14 protein-coding genes and 1 pseudogene are annotated in these 15,851 nt (G+C 68.8%); 10 read left to right on the forward strand and 5 right to left on the reverse strand.

Annotated elements, in window-relative coordinates:
• The first annotated feature begins 60 nt into the window (after positions 1 to 60).
• The gene (locus AFR_RS29490) at positions 61 to 1,560 is read left to right on the forward strand and encodes an FAD-dependent monooxygenase (protein WP_023560472.1); all 1,500 of its coding nucleotides are present in this window, start codon (positions 61 to 63) and stop codon (positions 1,558 to 1,560) included.
• On the opposite strand, the gene AFR_RS29495 is transcribed toward AFR_RS29490, so the two are convergent.
• Entirely contained in the window at positions 1,557 to 2,789 is a 1,233-nt protein-coding gene (locus AFR_RS29495) for an RNA-guided endonuclease InsQ/TnpB family protein (protein ID WP_148308094.1), read from the reverse strand. The genes AFR_RS29490 and AFR_RS29495 overlap by 4 nt on opposite strands.
• Positions 2,790 to 2,803: 14 nt before the next feature.
• Between AFR_RS29495 and tnpA the strand changes: the two are divergent.
• From tnpA to AFR_RS29520, 5 genes and pseudogenes are all read left to right on the forward strand, one after another.
• Positions 2,804 to 3,034: pseudogene (gene tnpA, locus AFR_RS29500) on the forward strand (IS200/IS605 family transposase); the annotation flags it as partial.
• Positions 3,035 to 3,142: 108 nt separating this feature from the next.
• Positions 3,143 to 4,297 (forward strand): alpha/beta hydrolase, encoded by a 1,155-nt coding sequence (locus AFR_RS29505; RefSeq protein WP_023560475.1) that lies wholly within the window; start codon positions 3,143 to 3,145, stop codon positions 4,295 to 4,297.
• 2 nt (positions 4,298 to 4,299) lie between these two features.
• Positions 4,300 to 5,109: an amidohydrolase family protein gene (locus AFR_RS29510; protein WP_023560476.1), complete on the forward strand. Its 810-nt coding sequence runs from the start codon at positions 4,300 to 4,302 to the stop codon at positions 5,107 to 5,109.
• Positions 5,106 to 5,867 (forward strand): SDR family NAD(P)-dependent oxidoreductase, encoded by a 762-nt coding sequence (locus AFR_RS29515; RefSeq protein ID WP_023560477.1) that lies wholly within the window; start codon positions 5,106 to 5,108, stop codon positions 5,865 to 5,867. Before AFR_RS29510 ends, AFR_RS29515 begins: the two co-directional genes overlap by 4 nt.
• Positions 5,868 to 5,946: 79 nt before the next feature.
• Positions 5,947 to 6,492, forward strand: coding sequence for a hypothetical protein (locus AFR_RS29520; RefSeq protein ID WP_148308095.1), 546 nt, complete (start codon positions 5,947 to 5,949; stop codon positions 6,490 to 6,492).
• A gap of 16 nt (positions 6,493 to 6,508) precedes the next feature.
• Here AFR_RS29520 and AFR_RS29525 read toward each other — a convergent pair whose 3' ends face one another.
• From AFR_RS29525 to AFR_RS29535, 3 genes are read right to left on the reverse strand one after another with little or no spacing between them, the layout of a single operon-like run.
• Complete coding sequence (locus tag AFR_RS29525; RefSeq protein ID WP_041841235.1) at positions 6,509 to 7,696, reverse strand: ABC transporter permease; 1,188 nt, start codon at positions 7,694 to 7,696, stop codon at positions 6,509 to 6,511.
• Positions 7,693 to 8,364 (reverse strand): ABC transporter ATP-binding protein, encoded by a 672-nt coding sequence (locus AFR_RS29530; protein WP_023560480.1) that lies wholly within the window; start codon positions 8,362 to 8,364, stop codon positions 7,693 to 7,695. Before AFR_RS29530 ends, AFR_RS29525 begins: the two co-directional genes overlap by 4 nt.
• Positions 8,361 to 9,536, reverse strand: coding sequence for a hypothetical protein (locus tag AFR_RS29535; RefSeq protein WP_041842894.1), 1,176 nt, complete (start codon positions 9,534 to 9,536; stop codon positions 8,361 to 8,363). The genes AFR_RS29530 and AFR_RS29535 overlap by 4 nt, the downstream gene beginning before the upstream one ends.
• A 97-nt stretch (positions 9,537 to 9,633) precedes the next feature.
• On the opposite strand from AFR_RS29535, the gene AFR_RS29540 reads away from it, so the two are divergent.
• The 3 genes from AFR_RS29540 to AFR_RS44090 are packed head-to-tail and all read left to right on the forward strand — an operon-like array spanning position 9,634 to position 12,981.
• Complete coding sequence (locus AFR_RS29540) at positions 9,634 to 10,323, forward strand: response regulator transcription factor (protein WP_041841236.1); 690 nt, start codon at positions 9,634 to 9,636, stop codon at positions 10,321 to 10,323.
• Positions 10,323 to 12,116 carry a sensor histidine kinase gene (locus AFR_RS29545; protein WP_023560483.1) on the forward strand — a complete coding sequence of 598 codons (1,794 nt, stop codon included), beginning with the start codon at positions 10,323 to 10,325 and terminating at the stop codon, positions 12,114 to 12,116. Before AFR_RS29540 ends, AFR_RS29545 begins: the two co-directional genes overlap by 1 nt.
• 28 nt (positions 12,117 to 12,144) lie before the next feature.
• Positions 12,145 to 12,981, forward strand: a complete 837-nt coding sequence (locus tag AFR_RS44090; protein ID WP_023560484.1) for a DUF1963 domain-containing protein — start codon at positions 12,145 to 12,147, stop codon at positions 12,979 to 12,981.
• Here the strand turns inward: AFR_RS44090 and AFR_RS29555 are convergent.
• Complete coding sequence (locus AFR_RS29555; RefSeq protein ID WP_052359841.1) at positions 12,974 to 15,142, reverse strand: 2Fe-2S iron-sulfur cluster-binding protein; 2,169 nt, start codon at positions 15,140 to 15,142, stop codon at positions 12,974 to 12,976. The two genes, AFR_RS44090 and AFR_RS29555, sit on opposite strands and share 8 nt — an antisense overlap.
• Positions 15,143 to 15,209: 67 nt before the next feature.
• Here AFR_RS29555 and AFR_RS29560 point away from each other — a divergent pair, with 67 nt between their 5' ends.
• Positions 15,210 to 15,830 (forward strand): TetR/AcrR family transcriptional regulator, encoded by a 621-nt coding sequence (locus AFR_RS29560; protein WP_023560486.1) that lies wholly within the window; start codon positions 15,210 to 15,212, stop codon positions 15,828 to 15,830.
• The last annotated feature ends 21 nt before the right edge of the window (positions 15,831 to 15,851 follow it).

Here is a 15,851-nt window from a genome sequence, read left to right on the forward strand (position 1 = left end):
GCTACGGTGTAGCCATAAATACCGGCGTGCAGTGGCTTTCCGAGCTCCTAGGTGGACGACATGACTGACCGTATCGACGTGCTGGTGGCCGGAGCAGGCCCGGCCGGGCTCGCACTGGCCTGCGATCTGCAGCGCCGTGGTGTGAAGCTGCGCGTCATCGACGCCGCCGACCGCAGCTTCGAAGGCTCCCGCGCCAAGGGAATCCAGCCGCGGACCCAGGAGGTTCTCGACGACCTCGGCATCCTGGCCGACGTCCAGGCCCACAGCGCGCTCTATCCCCTGCTCGGCGCGCACGTCGGCCCCCTCACGCTGCCGTGGATGATGATCAAGCACCGCACGCCGAGCGAGGACGTTCCCCACCCGAACACCCTGCTGGTGGCGCAGTACAACACCGACGCGGCCATCAAGCGCCGTCTGGAGGAACTCGGCGGGACGGTCGAGTACCGGACGCGACTCACCGGCTACGAGCAGGATGCCGACGGCGTCGTGGCCACCGTCGAGACTCCGGCCGGCACCGAACAGATCTCCGCCCGCTTCCTGGTCGGCGCTGACGGGGGCGGCAGTGTGGTGCGCCGTACCGCGGGGATCGACTTCATCGGCGACACCGACGACAGCGACCGGATGATCGTGGCTGACGTGACCCTGACCGGCCTGCCCCGCAACCGCTGGCACATCTGGCCCCGCGGCAACGGCCGGTTCATGGCGCTGTGCCCTCTGCCGGACGGTGAGAAGTTCCAGCTGATGCTCAAGCTGCGCCCGGACGAGAAGGCCGATCTGAATCAGGAGTCCGTGAACCGCCTCGTCGAGCAGTTCGTGGGCAACACCAAACTGCACGTGGTGCAGGTGCACTGGGCCTCGGTGTGGCGGCCGAACATCAGGCTGGCGCAGCGGTACCGGTCCGGCCACGTCTTCCTCGTCGGCGACGCGGCCCATGTGCATCCGCCGACCGGCGGCCAGGGCCTGAACACCGGCGTGCAGGACGCCTACAACCTCGGCTGGAAGCTGGCCCAGGCCCTCGCCGGAGCGCCGGACTTCCTGCTCGACACCTACGAGGCCGAACGGCAACCGATCGCCGCCCGGGTGCTCGGGTTGTCGACCGACATCTACGCCCGGATGAGCAGCCGCCCGCTCGCCGCGGCCAAACGCGGCGACGAGGAACGCCAGCTCGCCCTCAACTACCGCGGCGGCCCCCTGGCGGCCGACAGCGGCGAGGACAGCCCGAAGGTCATCGCCGGGGACCGGGCACCCAACGCCCGCCACGACGCAGGTCAGCTCTTCGACGATTTCCGCGGTGCACACTTCACCCTCATCGCCGTCGGCGAGCCCGCAGTCGCGGCGCTCAAGCAGATCTCGTGGCCGGGTACGGGCGCCGAGCTGAAGACCGTCGAGATCCCCGAGAAGGATGCGGCCGGAGTACGCCGCATCTACGGCATCACCGGTCCGGCGCACATCCTCGTGCGGCCCGACGGCTACGTCGCCTACGTCACCCAAGGGGACTGGACCGGCGCCCTGTCCAAGTACACCGAGTTGATGCTGCCGTTGACATCCTCTCCGTCCTAATGGACGGAGATTCCCTCCACGCTGCGCGTGGAACACGCCGCGTCCGGGTGGGTTACCGCTTCACCGCGCGGTGCCGGGACGAGTCCCGGTCTTACCTGCGCTCCACGGTCGTTGAAGTCCGCCTGCCCGGCGGCCTTGATATTTCTGGCGGCGTTGACGTCCCGGTCGTGGTCACTGCCACATGGGCAGTCCCACGCTCGCACGTTCAGGGCCATCTTGTCGTTGATCCGGCCGCAATCGGAGCACATCCGGGTGGACGGGAAAAACCGGTCCACCCGACCGAAGGTCCGCCCGTACCGGGCGGCCTTGTACTCCAACATGCCGGTGAAACCGGCCCAGCCCGCGTCGTGCACGGACTTCGCCAGCCGGGTCCGGCCCAGACCGACCACGCACAGATCCTCGACGTACACCGCTTGGTTCTCGCGGATCAACGTCGTGGAAAGTTTGTGCTGCCAGTCCCGCCGGGTGTCGGCCACTCGCGCGTGAGCCCGGGCGACCTGCACGACGGCCTTCTTGCGCCTGTTCGAACCGTTGATTTTGCGGGACAGGTCCTGCTGCAACCGCTTGAGCTTGCGAGCCGCACGGCGCAGAAACTTCGGCGCCGTCACCTTCGTGCCGTCCGACAGCACCGCGAAGTGCGTCAGCCCCAGGTCGATACCCACCTCGGAGCCGACCGGCGGCAACACCTCCTCCTCGGCAGCCTGCACGACGAACGAGGCGAAATACCGGCCGGCAGCATCCTTGATCACAGCCACCGACGACGGGTCCGAGGGCAGCGCCCGCGACCAGCGCACCGCGAGGTCACCAATCTTCGGCAGCCGCAGGCGGCCGTTGTCGAGCACCTTGAACCGGGAGTTCTTCGTGAACCTGATCGCCTGCCGATTGTCCTTGCGGGACCGGAACCGGGGCAGGGCCAGCTTCCGCCCCTTGCGCTTGCCCGAAATCGAGGCGAAAAAGTTACGGTACGCCGCGTTCAGATCCGCAAGGGCCTGCTGCAACATCGCGCTGGACACCTCGCCCAGCCACACACGTTCCGGGGTGGACTTCGCCTCGGTGATCAGGCGACGGGACAGCTCGCCGTCCGAGACGTACTCCTCGCCCGCCTCGCGGGCCTGCTGACGCAGGCGCAGCCCGTCGTTGAACACCACCCGAGCACATCCGAACGACCGGGCCAGCGCCTCGCGCTGAGCGGTGTCCGGGTAAAGCCGGAAGTTGTAACGGAGCTGCACGAGAACCACTGTGCCACGTCCACCTGCTGGTCAACTTTCCGCCCAAGGTCGCCCTGGCGAAGCTCGTCAACAGCCTCAAGGGCGTTTCGTCGCGCCGCCTGCGGCAGGAGTTCCCGGACCTCGTGCGGCACTACTACCGGGTCAACAAGCTCTGGTCGGGCTCGTACTTCGCCGGCTCCGTCGGCGGGGCACTGCCGAGTGTCGTGCATCAGTACATCGAGCAGCAGAACCGACCGGTTAATTAAAGGCACGCTCGGGCCTGGCGGCCCTCCCGCGCAAGCCTTCACCCCCGGGCCGAAGCCCGAAGCACTGGCCCGCAACCCGGTAGCCGGCTGAGACGGAGGGCTTCAGCAATGGTGGCAATCCCAGAGACCCGCGAGTTCGTCGGCCGGCGACCGGAAACCGACGAGGCGCTCGCGGTGCTGCCTGCGACATCGCAGGCGGCCTTGCGTCAGTTCTCGATCGAACGGACCGTCGGTTACGGCGTCGACTACGCCGACGCCGTGGAACTGCGCGGCCGGGTGGTCGACGGCCAGGACTGGCAGCAGGCCGCCACCGATCTGGCGCGGACATGTCTGAGCCGGGCCGAGAGCGCGCCCGCAGCGTTCGTCCCTACGCGGGCCGGATATCTGCGTCGTGCCTCGGCCCTGCTGAGGATGAGTCAGATGATGATGCTCTCCGACACGCGGGAACGCCGCGAGATCTACGCCGGAGCCGCGCACCTGTACAACCAGGCCGCTGAACTGCTCGGTGATCGGCGCCGCGTGTCGATCAGGACCGACCGCGAACCGCTGATCGGCTGGCTGTTCAGCGCCGCGCGGCCGGCCGGCGCCTCGGTCGTCGTGATCGGCGGTGTCGAGGGCCACGCCATGGACTTCGACAGCCTGGGGGTGGCGTTCGCAGCCCGTGGCGTCGACGCGCTGGTGCTGGACGGACCCGGTCAGGGCGAATCACGGTTCGCCCATCACCACTACCTGTCGGCACAGTGGCTCGACGCGTACCGGCATGCCATCGACTACCTCGACCGGCGCGCACCGGGACGGCCCATCGGATTTGCCGGCAACAGCATGGGCGGCAGCTTCGCGATGACCGTTGCCGCGGCCGATGTCCGCATCAGTGCGTGCTGCGACAACGGCGGCATCCTCGCCCCCTGGCTGGTCCCGCCCAGTGCCGGCGCCTTCCACTCCAAGATGCTGGCGTTCTGCGGAACCGATGACCCGGAACAGGCCATGCAGGCCTGGAAGACCGTGGCTCCCGGGACCACCGGGCCCAACGCCGGCTACCCGTTGCTCATCGTGCACGGCGGCCGGGATCCCCTGGTCTCCACGGAACAGGCGCGGCTGGTGCTCGACAGCGTCCCGACCGCGGACAAACAGATGGTCGTGTTCACCGATGGGGAGCACTGCATCTACAACCACAAGACCGATCGCGATGTGCTGATCACCGACTGGATGACGGCACGCCTCACCGGCACGGCCCGCCCGACGACGTCGAACCCGGAAGGATGATCATGCGGATCATCGACGCCCAGATCCATCTCTGGGCCAGCGGCACGGCGCCGGCGCACCACTGGCGTTCGCCCTTCACCGTCGAACGGGCCCTGGCCGACATGCAAGCCGCCGGTGTCAGCCGGGCCGTCAACTGCCCACCCCTGTGGGATCCCGCCGCCGACGAGTACGCCGACCGTGCGGTCCTGGATCATCCGGACCGCTTCGCCACGATGGGCGGGTTCCCGCTCGACGCCACGGCCGACGCCTCCTCGGTCGACCGGGCTCTGAGCCGGCCCGGCCTGCTGGGCCTGCGCTTCATCCTGCCCACCCCGGAGCTCGGTGATCGACTGGCCTCCGGAGCGCTCGACTGGCTCTTCTCGGCCGCCCACGAACGGCAGATCCCGGTCGCTCTCATCGTGTTGCCCCGCTATCTGCCGGCCGTGGCCGACATCGCTGGTCGATACCCGCGGATGCGCCTGGTGATGGACCACCTCGCCCTGAGCCCGTTCGAGAAACTGCCGCAAGCCGCCGCGCACTTCGACGACCTGCTCGCCCTGGCCCGCCGGCCCAACATCGCGGTCAAGGCCACCGGCGTCCCCGGGACAGCCACCGACCCTTACCCGTACCCGGGCACGCACGAGCTGATCCGGCGGGCTTTCAACGCCTTCGGCGCCGAGCGCGTGTTCTGGGGTACCGACATCACCCGGCTGCCGTGCACGTGGCCCGAGGCGGTGACCATGTTCACCGACGAGCTGTCCTGGCTCAAGGGACGGGACCTCGAGCTGGTCATGGGTGACGCGCTGGCGGCCTGGATAGGCTGGCACCGATGAGGAACTCACTGGTCACCGGCGCCTCCCGTGGCATCGGCCGCGCGATCGCGATCGCACTGGCCGCACGCGGGGATCGTGTTGCGGTGCACTACGCGACCGGGCGCGAAGCAGCCGAACAGACGCTGAGTCTGCTGGACGGCGACGGACACGTTCTGATCGGCGGGGATGTCAGCGAAGCCGAGCAGGCGGCCGCCGTCGTCGACCACGCCGTGACCGCACTCGGTGGCATCGACGTCCTGGTCAACAACGCAGCCGTCGCCCCGGGCGAGGACAACCGGCACGCCGTCGCTGACGTGTCGTACGCCGACTGGCAGCGTGCCTGGCGCCGTATGGTCGACGTCGACCTGATCGGCGCGGCGAACGTCACGTACTGCTTCGCCCAGCACCTGATCGGCCGCGGCGCACCGGGCGCCGTCGTCAACGTCGGCTCCCGCGGGGCGTTCCGCGGAGAGCCCGACTATCCGGCGTACGGTGCGGCCAAGGCCGGGCTGCACGCGTTCGGGCAATCGATGGCGGTGGCCTTGGCCCCGCACGGCATCGCCGTCACGTCGGTGGCGCCCGGATTTGTCAGCACCGACCGGCAGGCCGGCAAACTCGCCGGCGCCGCGGGCCCGTCAGTCCTCGCCGAGAGCCCTTTCGGCCGGGTCGGCACCCCGGAAGAGGTGGGAGCAGCGGTGGCCTACCTCAGCTCTGCGGAAGCCACCTGGGCATCGGGCACGATCCTGGATCTCAATGGCGCCTCCCACCTGCGCACCTGACGATTCCGCGCTGTCCACATAGCTTTCTGACAACTGTTCGCAATTCTTGCTGCGTCCACGACCAGCAAGGAGTTCCATGATGGTGAAATCTGTACGGCTGGGCTGTGTCGCGGTTGCCGCGGTGTTCGGCATCGGCGCGTGCTCCGGCGGGGATCCGGAGCCGACTCCTCCCCCGGTGGCCAGCATTGTCCAGCCCTCCGCGCCGGCGTCCGCTCCGGCCGTCGCGGAACGTCCGCGGCTGCGCATCGACGGCACCGAGGCGGACTACCAGCTGCTTCTCAAGCCCTATCAGAAATGCATGAAAGCTCAGGGCGTCACCTCCGAGAAGGGAACATCGAGCTGGGCCACCGGCGATGACGCCCCGAAGGAGCAACGGGAGGCGCAGAAGGCCTGTGAGCAGTTCTGGCCGTTGCCTGCCTGGGAGCGGGACCCGGCGAATCCGGAGGCCAAGGACTTCGCCCGTGATGTCGTGAAGTGCTTGAAGGGCAAGGGTGTGAAGTACGTCGACGTAGAGCCCGACGGCATCGGCATCACCTCGGGAGGCTCGAACAACGACTCCCGGTCGATCTCGTTGACCGGTGAGTTCCTGGACGACTGCGAGCGCGAGGTCGCCGCCGGCAAGTAACACCCGGAGGCGCTGGTCACGTGGTGGCCAGCGCCTCCGTCGGCGTGAGCCGGGCGGCCCGCATCGAGGGGTACACCCCGGCGACCACGCCGACCAGAACGGCGCCGGCCAGCCCGGCCACCGTCGAGGACAGGGGTACGACCACCGGCCAGCCGTGGTACGCCGCGTAACCGGCCGTGGCGACCAGCCCCAGCACCGTACCGGCGACGCCGCCCAGCGTGGACAGCGCGACCGACTCGGTGAGAAATTGGCCGCGGATCTGACCCCGGCTGGCCCCCAGCGCGCGCCGCAGGCCGATCTCGGGACGCCGTTCCAGCACCGAGATCACCATGGTGTTGGCGACCCCGATCCCGCCGACCAGCAGGGCCACGGCGGCCAGGCCGAGAAACAGCGCGGAGAAGGTGTTCTCGGTGGCCCGCTTCGCCGCCAGCGCGTCCGAGGGGCGGCTGACCTGGACCTGCCCGGGTTGTTCGGGATGGATCGTCTCGGGCAGGACCGCGCGGACCGCTTCGACCGACGGCTCGAAGGCCTGAACGTAGAGCACCGTGGGGTGGCCGTCGAACTGCAGGAAGTCGGTCGCGGCCGGCCATCCCACCAGCACCGACCGGTCGATGTCGGGCAGCAGCGGGGTGGTGGCGAGGATCCCGACGACGGTGAACCAGGTGCGGGCTATCAGCACCTGAGGCCCGCCCCGGGTGTCGTCGACGCCGAGCCGGGCGGCGGCCACCGAGCCGAGAACCACGGTGGGAAAGCGTTCCGTGGCGGCGCTCAGCCATTGCCCGGTACGCACTCGCGCGTTGATCGCCGAGGGAAGGTCGAGCCGGGCCGCGAGGACGGTCAGCCCGGAGCCGTCCTGGGGATCGGTACGGTCGGAACGGCGTACCAGGGTGTGGGTGTTGGCAACCGCGCTGACCCGGGTGACCGGGCCGATGCGGGCGACCATGCCCACGGATTCCTCGGGCAGCAGCACCGGTGGGTTCTGATCCGGGGTGGCCACCGCCTGCAGGGTGTTGGTGCCCAGGGCGGTGAGTTCGCGCAACAGGGCCGCCTGGCTGGAGGCGGGGATGCCGGTGACGACGATCATCGTGGCGATGCCGATGGCGATGCCCAGGGCCGACAGCGCCGCCCGGGTCTTGCGGGTGCGCAGACCGAGCAGCCCGACCTCGAGCAGATCCAGGGGCGTCAACCGCCCGGTACGCCTCATCGGGCGGTGTCACCGATCAGGCGGCCGTCGCGGATCTCGACGCGGCGCGGCAGCCGGCCGGCGATGTCGCGGTCGTGGGTGATGACGGCGATGGTCGTGCCCTCCTCGTGCAGGCGGTGCAGCAGGTCCAGCACCAGGTGACCGTTGCGGGTGTCCAGGGCTCCGGTGGGTTCGTCGGCGAGCACCAGCGCCGGTTCGTTGACCAGGGCACGGGCGATCGCCACCCGCTGGCGTTCACCGCCGGAGAGCTGGTTCGGGCGGTGACCCACCCGGTGCTCGAGCCCGACCCGGGCCAGCGCTTCCAGGGCCAGCGGACGCCGGCGGCGGCGCGGCACCCCGGCGTAGAGCAGGCCGGTGGCCACGTTCTCCGCGGCCGTGAGCCCGTCGGTGAGATGGAACTGCTGGAACACAAAACCCAGCATGCGGCCCCGCAACGCCGACAGCCGCCGGTCGGACAGCCCGGACACCTCGTGGCCGCCGATCTCCACCGTTCCGCGGGTCGGCCGGTCCAGGGTGCCCATGATGTGCAGAAGGGTCGACTTGCCGGAGCCGGACGGCCCGACGATGGCCAGCAGCTCCCCCTGCTCGATGCTCAGCGACACGTCGTCGAGCGCGGTGACCGGGCCGGGATAGACCATGCTCGCGTGCCGGACCGCCAGCACCGTCATGAGGTGGTCACCACGTTCGTGCCCTCGGCCAGGCCGTCGCCGGTGACCTCGACGAGACCCTTGGCGAACATGCCGGTCTCGACGGCGACCAGGGCGCCGCCGGAGATCTGAACGGCGTACCCGCCCTCGCTGAGGGCGACCAGCGCGCCGACCGGCACCACCAGCACCGCGTCGTGGGTCTCGCCGGCAAAACTGACCTGCACGTCGGCCGAATCCAGCCGGCTGAGCTTTTTCGGGTTGTCCACGGTGACCGCGATGGTGAAGTTCGGCGCTGCCGCGTCCGGGGCACCGTCCTGGGTCCGCAACGCGGTGCCCACCGCGGTGACGGTTCCTGCGGCTGCGTCGTCGTCCGGCAGCGCGACAGTCACCTTGTCCCCCTTGTCGATCTTGCGGGCCAGGGCGGCCTCGGCCTGGACGGTGATCACCTTGGCGGTCGAGGTCACGGACATCAGCTCGGCCTGGGCGGGATCGCCGAGTTGCACCGCGAGAGAGTCGATGCGCACCGCACCGGACAGGACGAGCGCGTCACCGACCTTGATGCGGCCGGTGACCGGCAGGCCGGTGTCGCGCTGCCAGCGCCGGATCGCTCTGACCATCGTCCTGGTCAGCACGTCCTCGCCCTTACCGACAACAATGCGATGGGTGACGGGCGGCTCGGGCGTCACGGCCGGTTCACCCGGCGCGGGGTCTGCCGGTCCCGGAGGTGGGGCGGGCTCCCGGACGACGACCGTGGCGCCGGTGCGCGGCTGCGTGCCGATGTCATAACCGAGCGCCTTCAGGTTGGTCGCGACCACGTGGACGTCGCGGCCGGTCGTGTTCTCCGTGGCGAGGGTGCGAAACAGCGGCAGGCTGCCGTAGAACAGCGGGACCGGCTGGTCGTCCACGCGGTAGAGCTGTCTGCCGCGGGTGACCGTGGAACCCGGTGCCGGCAGCCACGTCACCAGGCCCTCCCGGGCCCCTTTGAGGGGACGGGCGGCGCCGTGGCCCAGCGTGCCCGGCAGCGATTCGGCGCTGGACAGATCCGTCCTGACGACCGGTGTGGTGCCGGCGGCGACCGGGCGATCGGCGGGTGCCTGCGGGCCGGCCGGCCGACCGGCCCACGCCACCGCCGCGCCGGCCGAACCGGCGAGCACCACCAGAGCGGTCAGGAGGATCCGTACCGTCTTCGACATGGCCGCGATCATGGCCGCCGACTGTCAGAAACCTATGAGGTCCCGGCCACGATTCGAACGGCGAGATCCAAGCCGTCACCGCCCTATAGTCGGCCTCATGTGTGCGTATGTGCTGGTCGCGGAGGACGACGAGAGTCAGGCGGAGGTGCTGCGCCGGTATCTGGAGGCCGACGGGCACCACACCGTCATGGTGCGTGACGGCCAGGCCGCGCTGGAGCAGATCCGGGCCCGGCAGCCCGAACTGGTCGTGCTGGACGTGATGATGCCGCGACTCGACGGCCTGAACGTGTGCCGCATCCTGCGCGACGAGTCCGACGTACCGGTGCTGATCCTCACCGCCCGTGCCAGTGAGGACGACGTGGTGATCGGTCTCGAGCTCGGCGCCGACGACTACCTGACCAAGCCCTACAGCCCGCGCGAGCTGATGGCCCGGGTCCGGACCCTGCTGCGGCGCGGTCAACGCTCTCCGAACCCCTCGACCATCCGCCGGGTCGGCCGGCTCGGCATCGACCCGCAACGCCACGAGGTGACCGCCGGTGGGACACCGATCGACTGCACACCCGGTGAGTTCGCCATCCTCGCCGCCATGGCCGAGCTCCCCGACCGCGTCTTCACCCGGGGGCAGCTGCTGGAACACACCAGCGGGCTGGACCGCGACTCCACGGAGCGGACCATCGACGTCCACGTGATGAACCTGCGCCGCAAGATCGAGGCTGATCCGCGGCGCCCGGCTCAGCTGCTGACCGTGTACGGGATCGGCTACAAGCTGACCGCCGGTGCGAGCTGATGCGTGAGCACCGCGTACCGCTGCGCCGCAGCCTGATCATCCGGTTGCTGGCCACCTCGGTCCTGGTCGCGATCTGCGCCACCGTCTCCACCGCCTGGCTCGTCGTGCAGTCGACCACCCAGGCGGTCCGCCAGGAACAGGGCCGCTCCCTGTCGGACGACACCAGCGTCTACGACCAATTGCTCGGGTACGCGGCCACCCACCCCGATTGGTCCACCGTGGACGCACTGGTGGACAGCAAAGCCCGCGAGCTCGGCCGGCGCATCACGCTGACCACCGAGGAGCGGCAGGTCCTGGCCGACTCGGCCGGCACCGGTGGGCCATCGCTGGGCACAGCCAGGCCATCAGCCATCGTCGATCCGCTCAGCGTGGACCTGAAACTGACCGGCGGCACGCAGCGCATCGATCCGCGAGCGGTCGGACCCTACCGGTTGCCCAGCCGTGAGCGGCAGGAACTGCGGGCCGTCGCGGAGCAACGAGCCGCCTGCCTCAAGAGAGAGGGAATGGCCGCCGAGGTCGTCGAGACAGCGAGCGGCCGGCCGATCCTGCGACTGCCCGCCAGCGCTCCGCGGGCTGCCGATCTGAACTGCACGGTGGGAACGCTCGATGAGACAAGAACGGAGCAGAAAGCTCTGAGAAAGCTCCTGGCGATGACCATGGCCTGTCTGGGCGGCGACCCCTCGGAGTCGAAACTGGCCATCGAGCCGGACTTCACCACGATCTTCGGCGAGGGGGACAAGCCCGGAAGTGTCGCGCGGGCCCGGCAGGTCAACGCCTGCGTGCTGAAGTCACGGCAGACCCAGCTCCAGCCGTACGTCGCCCCGCCCGCGCTGCTGTTCGTCACCGACCCGGCCGACAGCACGGCGCAGCCGACGTTCAACCTGTCGCAGGACAACATCATCCGTATCGCCACCGTGACCGGTGCCGTCCTGCTGCTCGCCATCCTGATCACCGTCCTGGTCGGCGCCCGGCTGGTCCGCCCGCTACGCCGGCTCGCCGAAGCCGCCCGCCGCCCGGTCACCGCCCAGGTCCGGGTCCCGGTCACCACCCGCGACGAGATCGGTTATCTGGCTACGGCGCTCAACGACCTGTCCGAGCGCCGGGAACGGACTGAACAGCAGCGCAAGGCGATGGTCAACGACGTGGCCCACGAGTTGCGTACTCCCCTGACCAACATGCGCAGCTGGCTCGAGGCGGCCCAGGACGGCCTCGCCCCGGCCCAGCCACAACTGGTCGATCTGCTGCTCAAGGAAACCGTTCAGCTGCAGCACATCATCGACGACCTGCGCGACCTGGCTGCCGCCGATGCGGACAACCTGCGGATGCACCCCGAGACGGTCTACCTGAACGTCACCCTGGAACAGGTCGCCGAGGCCCATCGCGGTGCCGCGGAAGCCGCACAGGTGCGGGTGGTGACCGAGGCGGCCGGCGACCCGCAGGTGGTCGTCGATCCGGTGCGGCTGCGCCAGCTCGTCGGCAACCTGATGTCCAACGCCATCCGGCACACCCCCGCCGGCGGCACCGTCACCGTCCGTTCCCGGGTCGCCGGCGGCCAACTCACCATCGAGGTCACCGACACCGGCTCCGGTATCGCCGCCGAGGACCTACCCAAGATCTTCGACCGGTTCTGGCGGGCCGACAGCTCGCGTACCCGCAGCACCGGCGGTAGCGGCCTGGGCCTGGCCATCGCCCGCAAACTGGCCACGGCACACGGCGGAACCCTGTCGGCCAGCAGCACCGCCGGCTCCGGGTCCACCTTCACCGTCCACATCCCCGTCACGCCCACCTGGTGACGTGATCCCCGATCAAGAGGTCCGACAGATGACTCTGGAAGAGTACAAAACCAAGATCCGCACCATCGCACGGTCTCTGGAGATCAGCGAACCGATCACCGAGGCGGTGATCGACCTCATCCGCCCGCACATCGAACTGTTCCGGCACGAGGGCGGAACAGCTGGACAGTTCGGCGGCAACCCCGCGCTTCCCGATGACGTACCGTGGCCAGTGGATGGCGAATTCCCGGGCAGCCCGGAAGAACCTGTCCCGTTCGCGGCATCCATCAACTGTTCACAACTGCCGTTGGACATTCTGGATATCGACCTACCGCGGGACGGGCAGCTGTTGTTCTTCTCGACCTTGGATTTCGACGACCAACTGGGCTCGATAGTGCATGTGCCGGCGCATGCGACGGCTCGAGAACGACATGCACCTGAGGACACGTATCCAGCTCCGATGCACTCGTCGACCCTGGGTGCCAGGGTCGGGTGGTCGTATCCCTACGAGGGCCCGATCCTGGAGGACCTGTACCGCCAGAGCAGCGAAGACCACCCTTACCACCATGAGGATTTCCAGCGGCTCATAAAAGAGGGCCCGATGCCGGACGAGTGCCTGATCCAGATCGGCGGCTATTTCGAGGCCCCCCAGGGACACCCGTTGTGGATGGTCGAAGGCGCCCCTGAAGATTGGGTTGTCCTGGCCAAGATCACGGTCAGAGACGGATTCAGGAGCAACACCGAGGAGGAGGCGTCAGAATACTGGAGAAACGATGACGCCGATCCCGACGGTAATGAATGCTGCTTCTTCTACACCATACGCACGACGGATCTTGCCGGTAGGCACTTCGATCGCGCTGCCACGTTCCTGCAGGAGTTCAATTAGGATTCACATCGAGAACCACTGTCGACAGCGGGCAGCCCACGCAGGTCAGGACGTACCCATCAGCTTTCTGTTGCGCGGTGAGGCAGTTCGGCTCGTTGCGGGTGACTTCTCCACTGCGAAGCTGAACCATGCAGTCGCCACAGCTCCCGACCGTGCAGGAGTACGGCATCGGCAGCCCGGCGGCGAGTCCCGCTTCGAGCAGCGTCTGGCCGGGCTCCACGACCGCGCTACCGATCAGATGACCGTCCTGATGGACGGTCATCTCCTGGGGCGCGGTCGTTGTGGTCCTGATGTCCGCCGCGCTGGTGTAGCGCTCATGGTGCACCGCCGTATCCGGGACACCCAGCCCGTTCAGCACCGCCTGGACGGCGTCCGTCAGCGCTTCCGGGCCGCAGACGTAGTAGTGGGTGTCCCGGGACACCGGCAGGCCGGTGATCCAGTGGTGCAGGCGGTCCGCGTCGAGGCGTCCGTCCCGGCCGGTCAGCACGTGGGTGACGGTGAGCCGGTCGGGGTTGTCCCGCTCCAGCCGGGTCAGCTCATCGAAAAAGATGATCTCTTGCGGGCTTCGGCTGCTGTAGAGCAGCGTGATCCGGCCCTGTGCCGGCCGGGCGGCGAGCTGCGCGCGGATCATGCTCATCATCGGGGTCACGCCGCTGCCCGCCGCGACCATCACCACGTGCTCGGGTGGTTGCGGCTGCGCGTGGAAGGACCCTGACGGGCCGAGAACGGTCAGGAGGTCACCGGCACGCAGATGGCTGTGCACGTGGGTGGAGAAACGGCCACCGTCGAGCTGTTTGACGGTGACCTCCAGCCGTGACGACCCCGGCGCCGAGGAGGCCGAGTACGCCCGTCGTACCGGGTGGCCGTCGATGTCGGTGACGAGCGTGAAGGACTGACCCGGCCGGAAATCGAACGAACCGCGACCATCGCCGGCGTCTTGCAGGACGAGCGTGACCACGCTCGGTGTTTCCCTGCGCACCTCGACGATGCGCAGCGGACGCTCCGGTTGAGCCGGCCGGTCGACCGCAGCCGGTCTGCTCACGCCGGCGGCGACGTCGTCGTAGCCCTCCTTGCGCAGCCCGGAGAGATAGGCCCGGTTCATGACCAGCCGCAGCAGCCGGGCCATCCCCGGGACAGCGCCGATCGCCTTGAGCAGGAACGCCGGCGGGCCGCCCTTGGCCCGCGTCGTGCCGGCGGCCAGATGCTCCCCGGCCAGCGCCATGAGATCGGGCACGGCCCCGCGGTCCGGATGCGACGCCGGAGTCCACATTCTCGAGCGTGCCACCGGGTTGCTGACGGTCACCTCGGCGTGCTCGACATCGATGAGCAGCGCCGCATGCGGGGACATCCCGCGCAACGCCATCGTTTCCAGCAGCGCCGGGTCATTGGTTATCGCGCCGCGGCCACGGACGTGCAGCACACCGCTGCGGCCCGGAACGAGCGCAGCGAACGACAGCCGGTCGTCCTGCAGCAGGTTGTGCAGCGTGTCGGCCCGTTTGTTGCCCCTACGATCCGGGATGACGAGCGTGTGGCTGTCCAGCACCCGCACTACCGCACCGCTGTCCCCGCGCGGGCTCGTGTCACTGCCGCCGGAAGAATCCCAGCTGGACAGAGCCAGGAAGGGTGAAGCCGCCAGGAACTCGGCGATGCCAGGCCCGCGCAGCGGCCCGTCTCCGGTGATCTCGACCGGGGTGGCAGCCGGCGCAGGAGGCTGCCACAGGCGGGACCGCAGGACGGCTTGCGCACAGTGGATGTAGGCCTCGTCGATGTCGACGGTTGTCTCCCCGCTCTTGCGCGCCGCCACCGTGCCGTTGACGCGCAGGATCTCCCCCACACCGGGCAGGAGGAAGAACAACGAGACCGGGCCCAGCGGATCGCCGGACTCAGGCAGGCGAAACGATATTCGCGTCGGCGAGTGGACGCGGGCGAATCCCGGCGTGCCACCGATGAACGTCGTCCGGCTGGTGCCGGCGGCGTCCCGGTACCCGAAGGCCGCGACAGCACAATTGGCCAGGATGGCCCGGCAGCCCTCGTCGAGGGCGCTGATCTGTTTGAGCATCACCACCGGCGCCGGACGCCCGACGATCGCCTCGACCTCGTCGACCGTCGCCAGCCGGTTCGGACCACCGAATTGTCTTACAGCCTTGTTTTCCCAGCTCACCACAATATTGTGAGTAATCATTCAGCTATTGGCTACTCGCTTTTGACGCCTCGGGAGGGCCATCGCCATGCCGTCCGACGACCGCCACCTTCAGCCACGTCGCCAGCCCCGCCAGGTCCGCGCCGAGCTCACCCGTGAGCGCATCCTCACCGCCGCTGCTCACATTTTCGCCGAGTACGGCTACGCGGCGGGGACGACGAACCGCATCGCCGAACGCGCCCGCATCTCCATCGGCTCGCTGTACCAGTACTTCCCGAACAAGGCCGCCATCCTCGCCAAGCTCCTGGTCCGACACATCGACCGCGGCACCTGGACGCAAGCCGACCAACTCGACCTGTCCCCCGGCAGCCTGAGGACAACCGTGCAGGCGATGGTCCGCGACGCGATCGACAACCACGACGACGACCCGCAGCTGCTCCGCATCATGATCGAAGAAGCGCCCGTCTCGAAGGAACTGCTCGAGACCATCAACAACCACGGACGGACCCGCGTCACTCAGATCCGCGATCTGCTCGCCCGCCACCCGGACGTCAAGGTGCAAGACCTCGACACCGCCGCCGACCTGATCACGTTCACCGTGGAGATTAACACCCACAGGCTGATGGCCGACCCGAACGCCGTCGCCGTCGAAACCCTGGAAAAGGAACTCGTCGACCTGGTCACGCGCTACCTCCGCGGAGACCGGTAGACGCCGTCCGAAATCCTGGTG

This window comes from Amorphoplanes friuliensis DSM 7358 (assembly GCF_000494755.1).
Lineage (GTDB): Bacteria > Actinomycetota > Actinomycetes > Mycobacteriales > Micromonosporaceae > Actinoplanes > Actinoplanes friuliensis.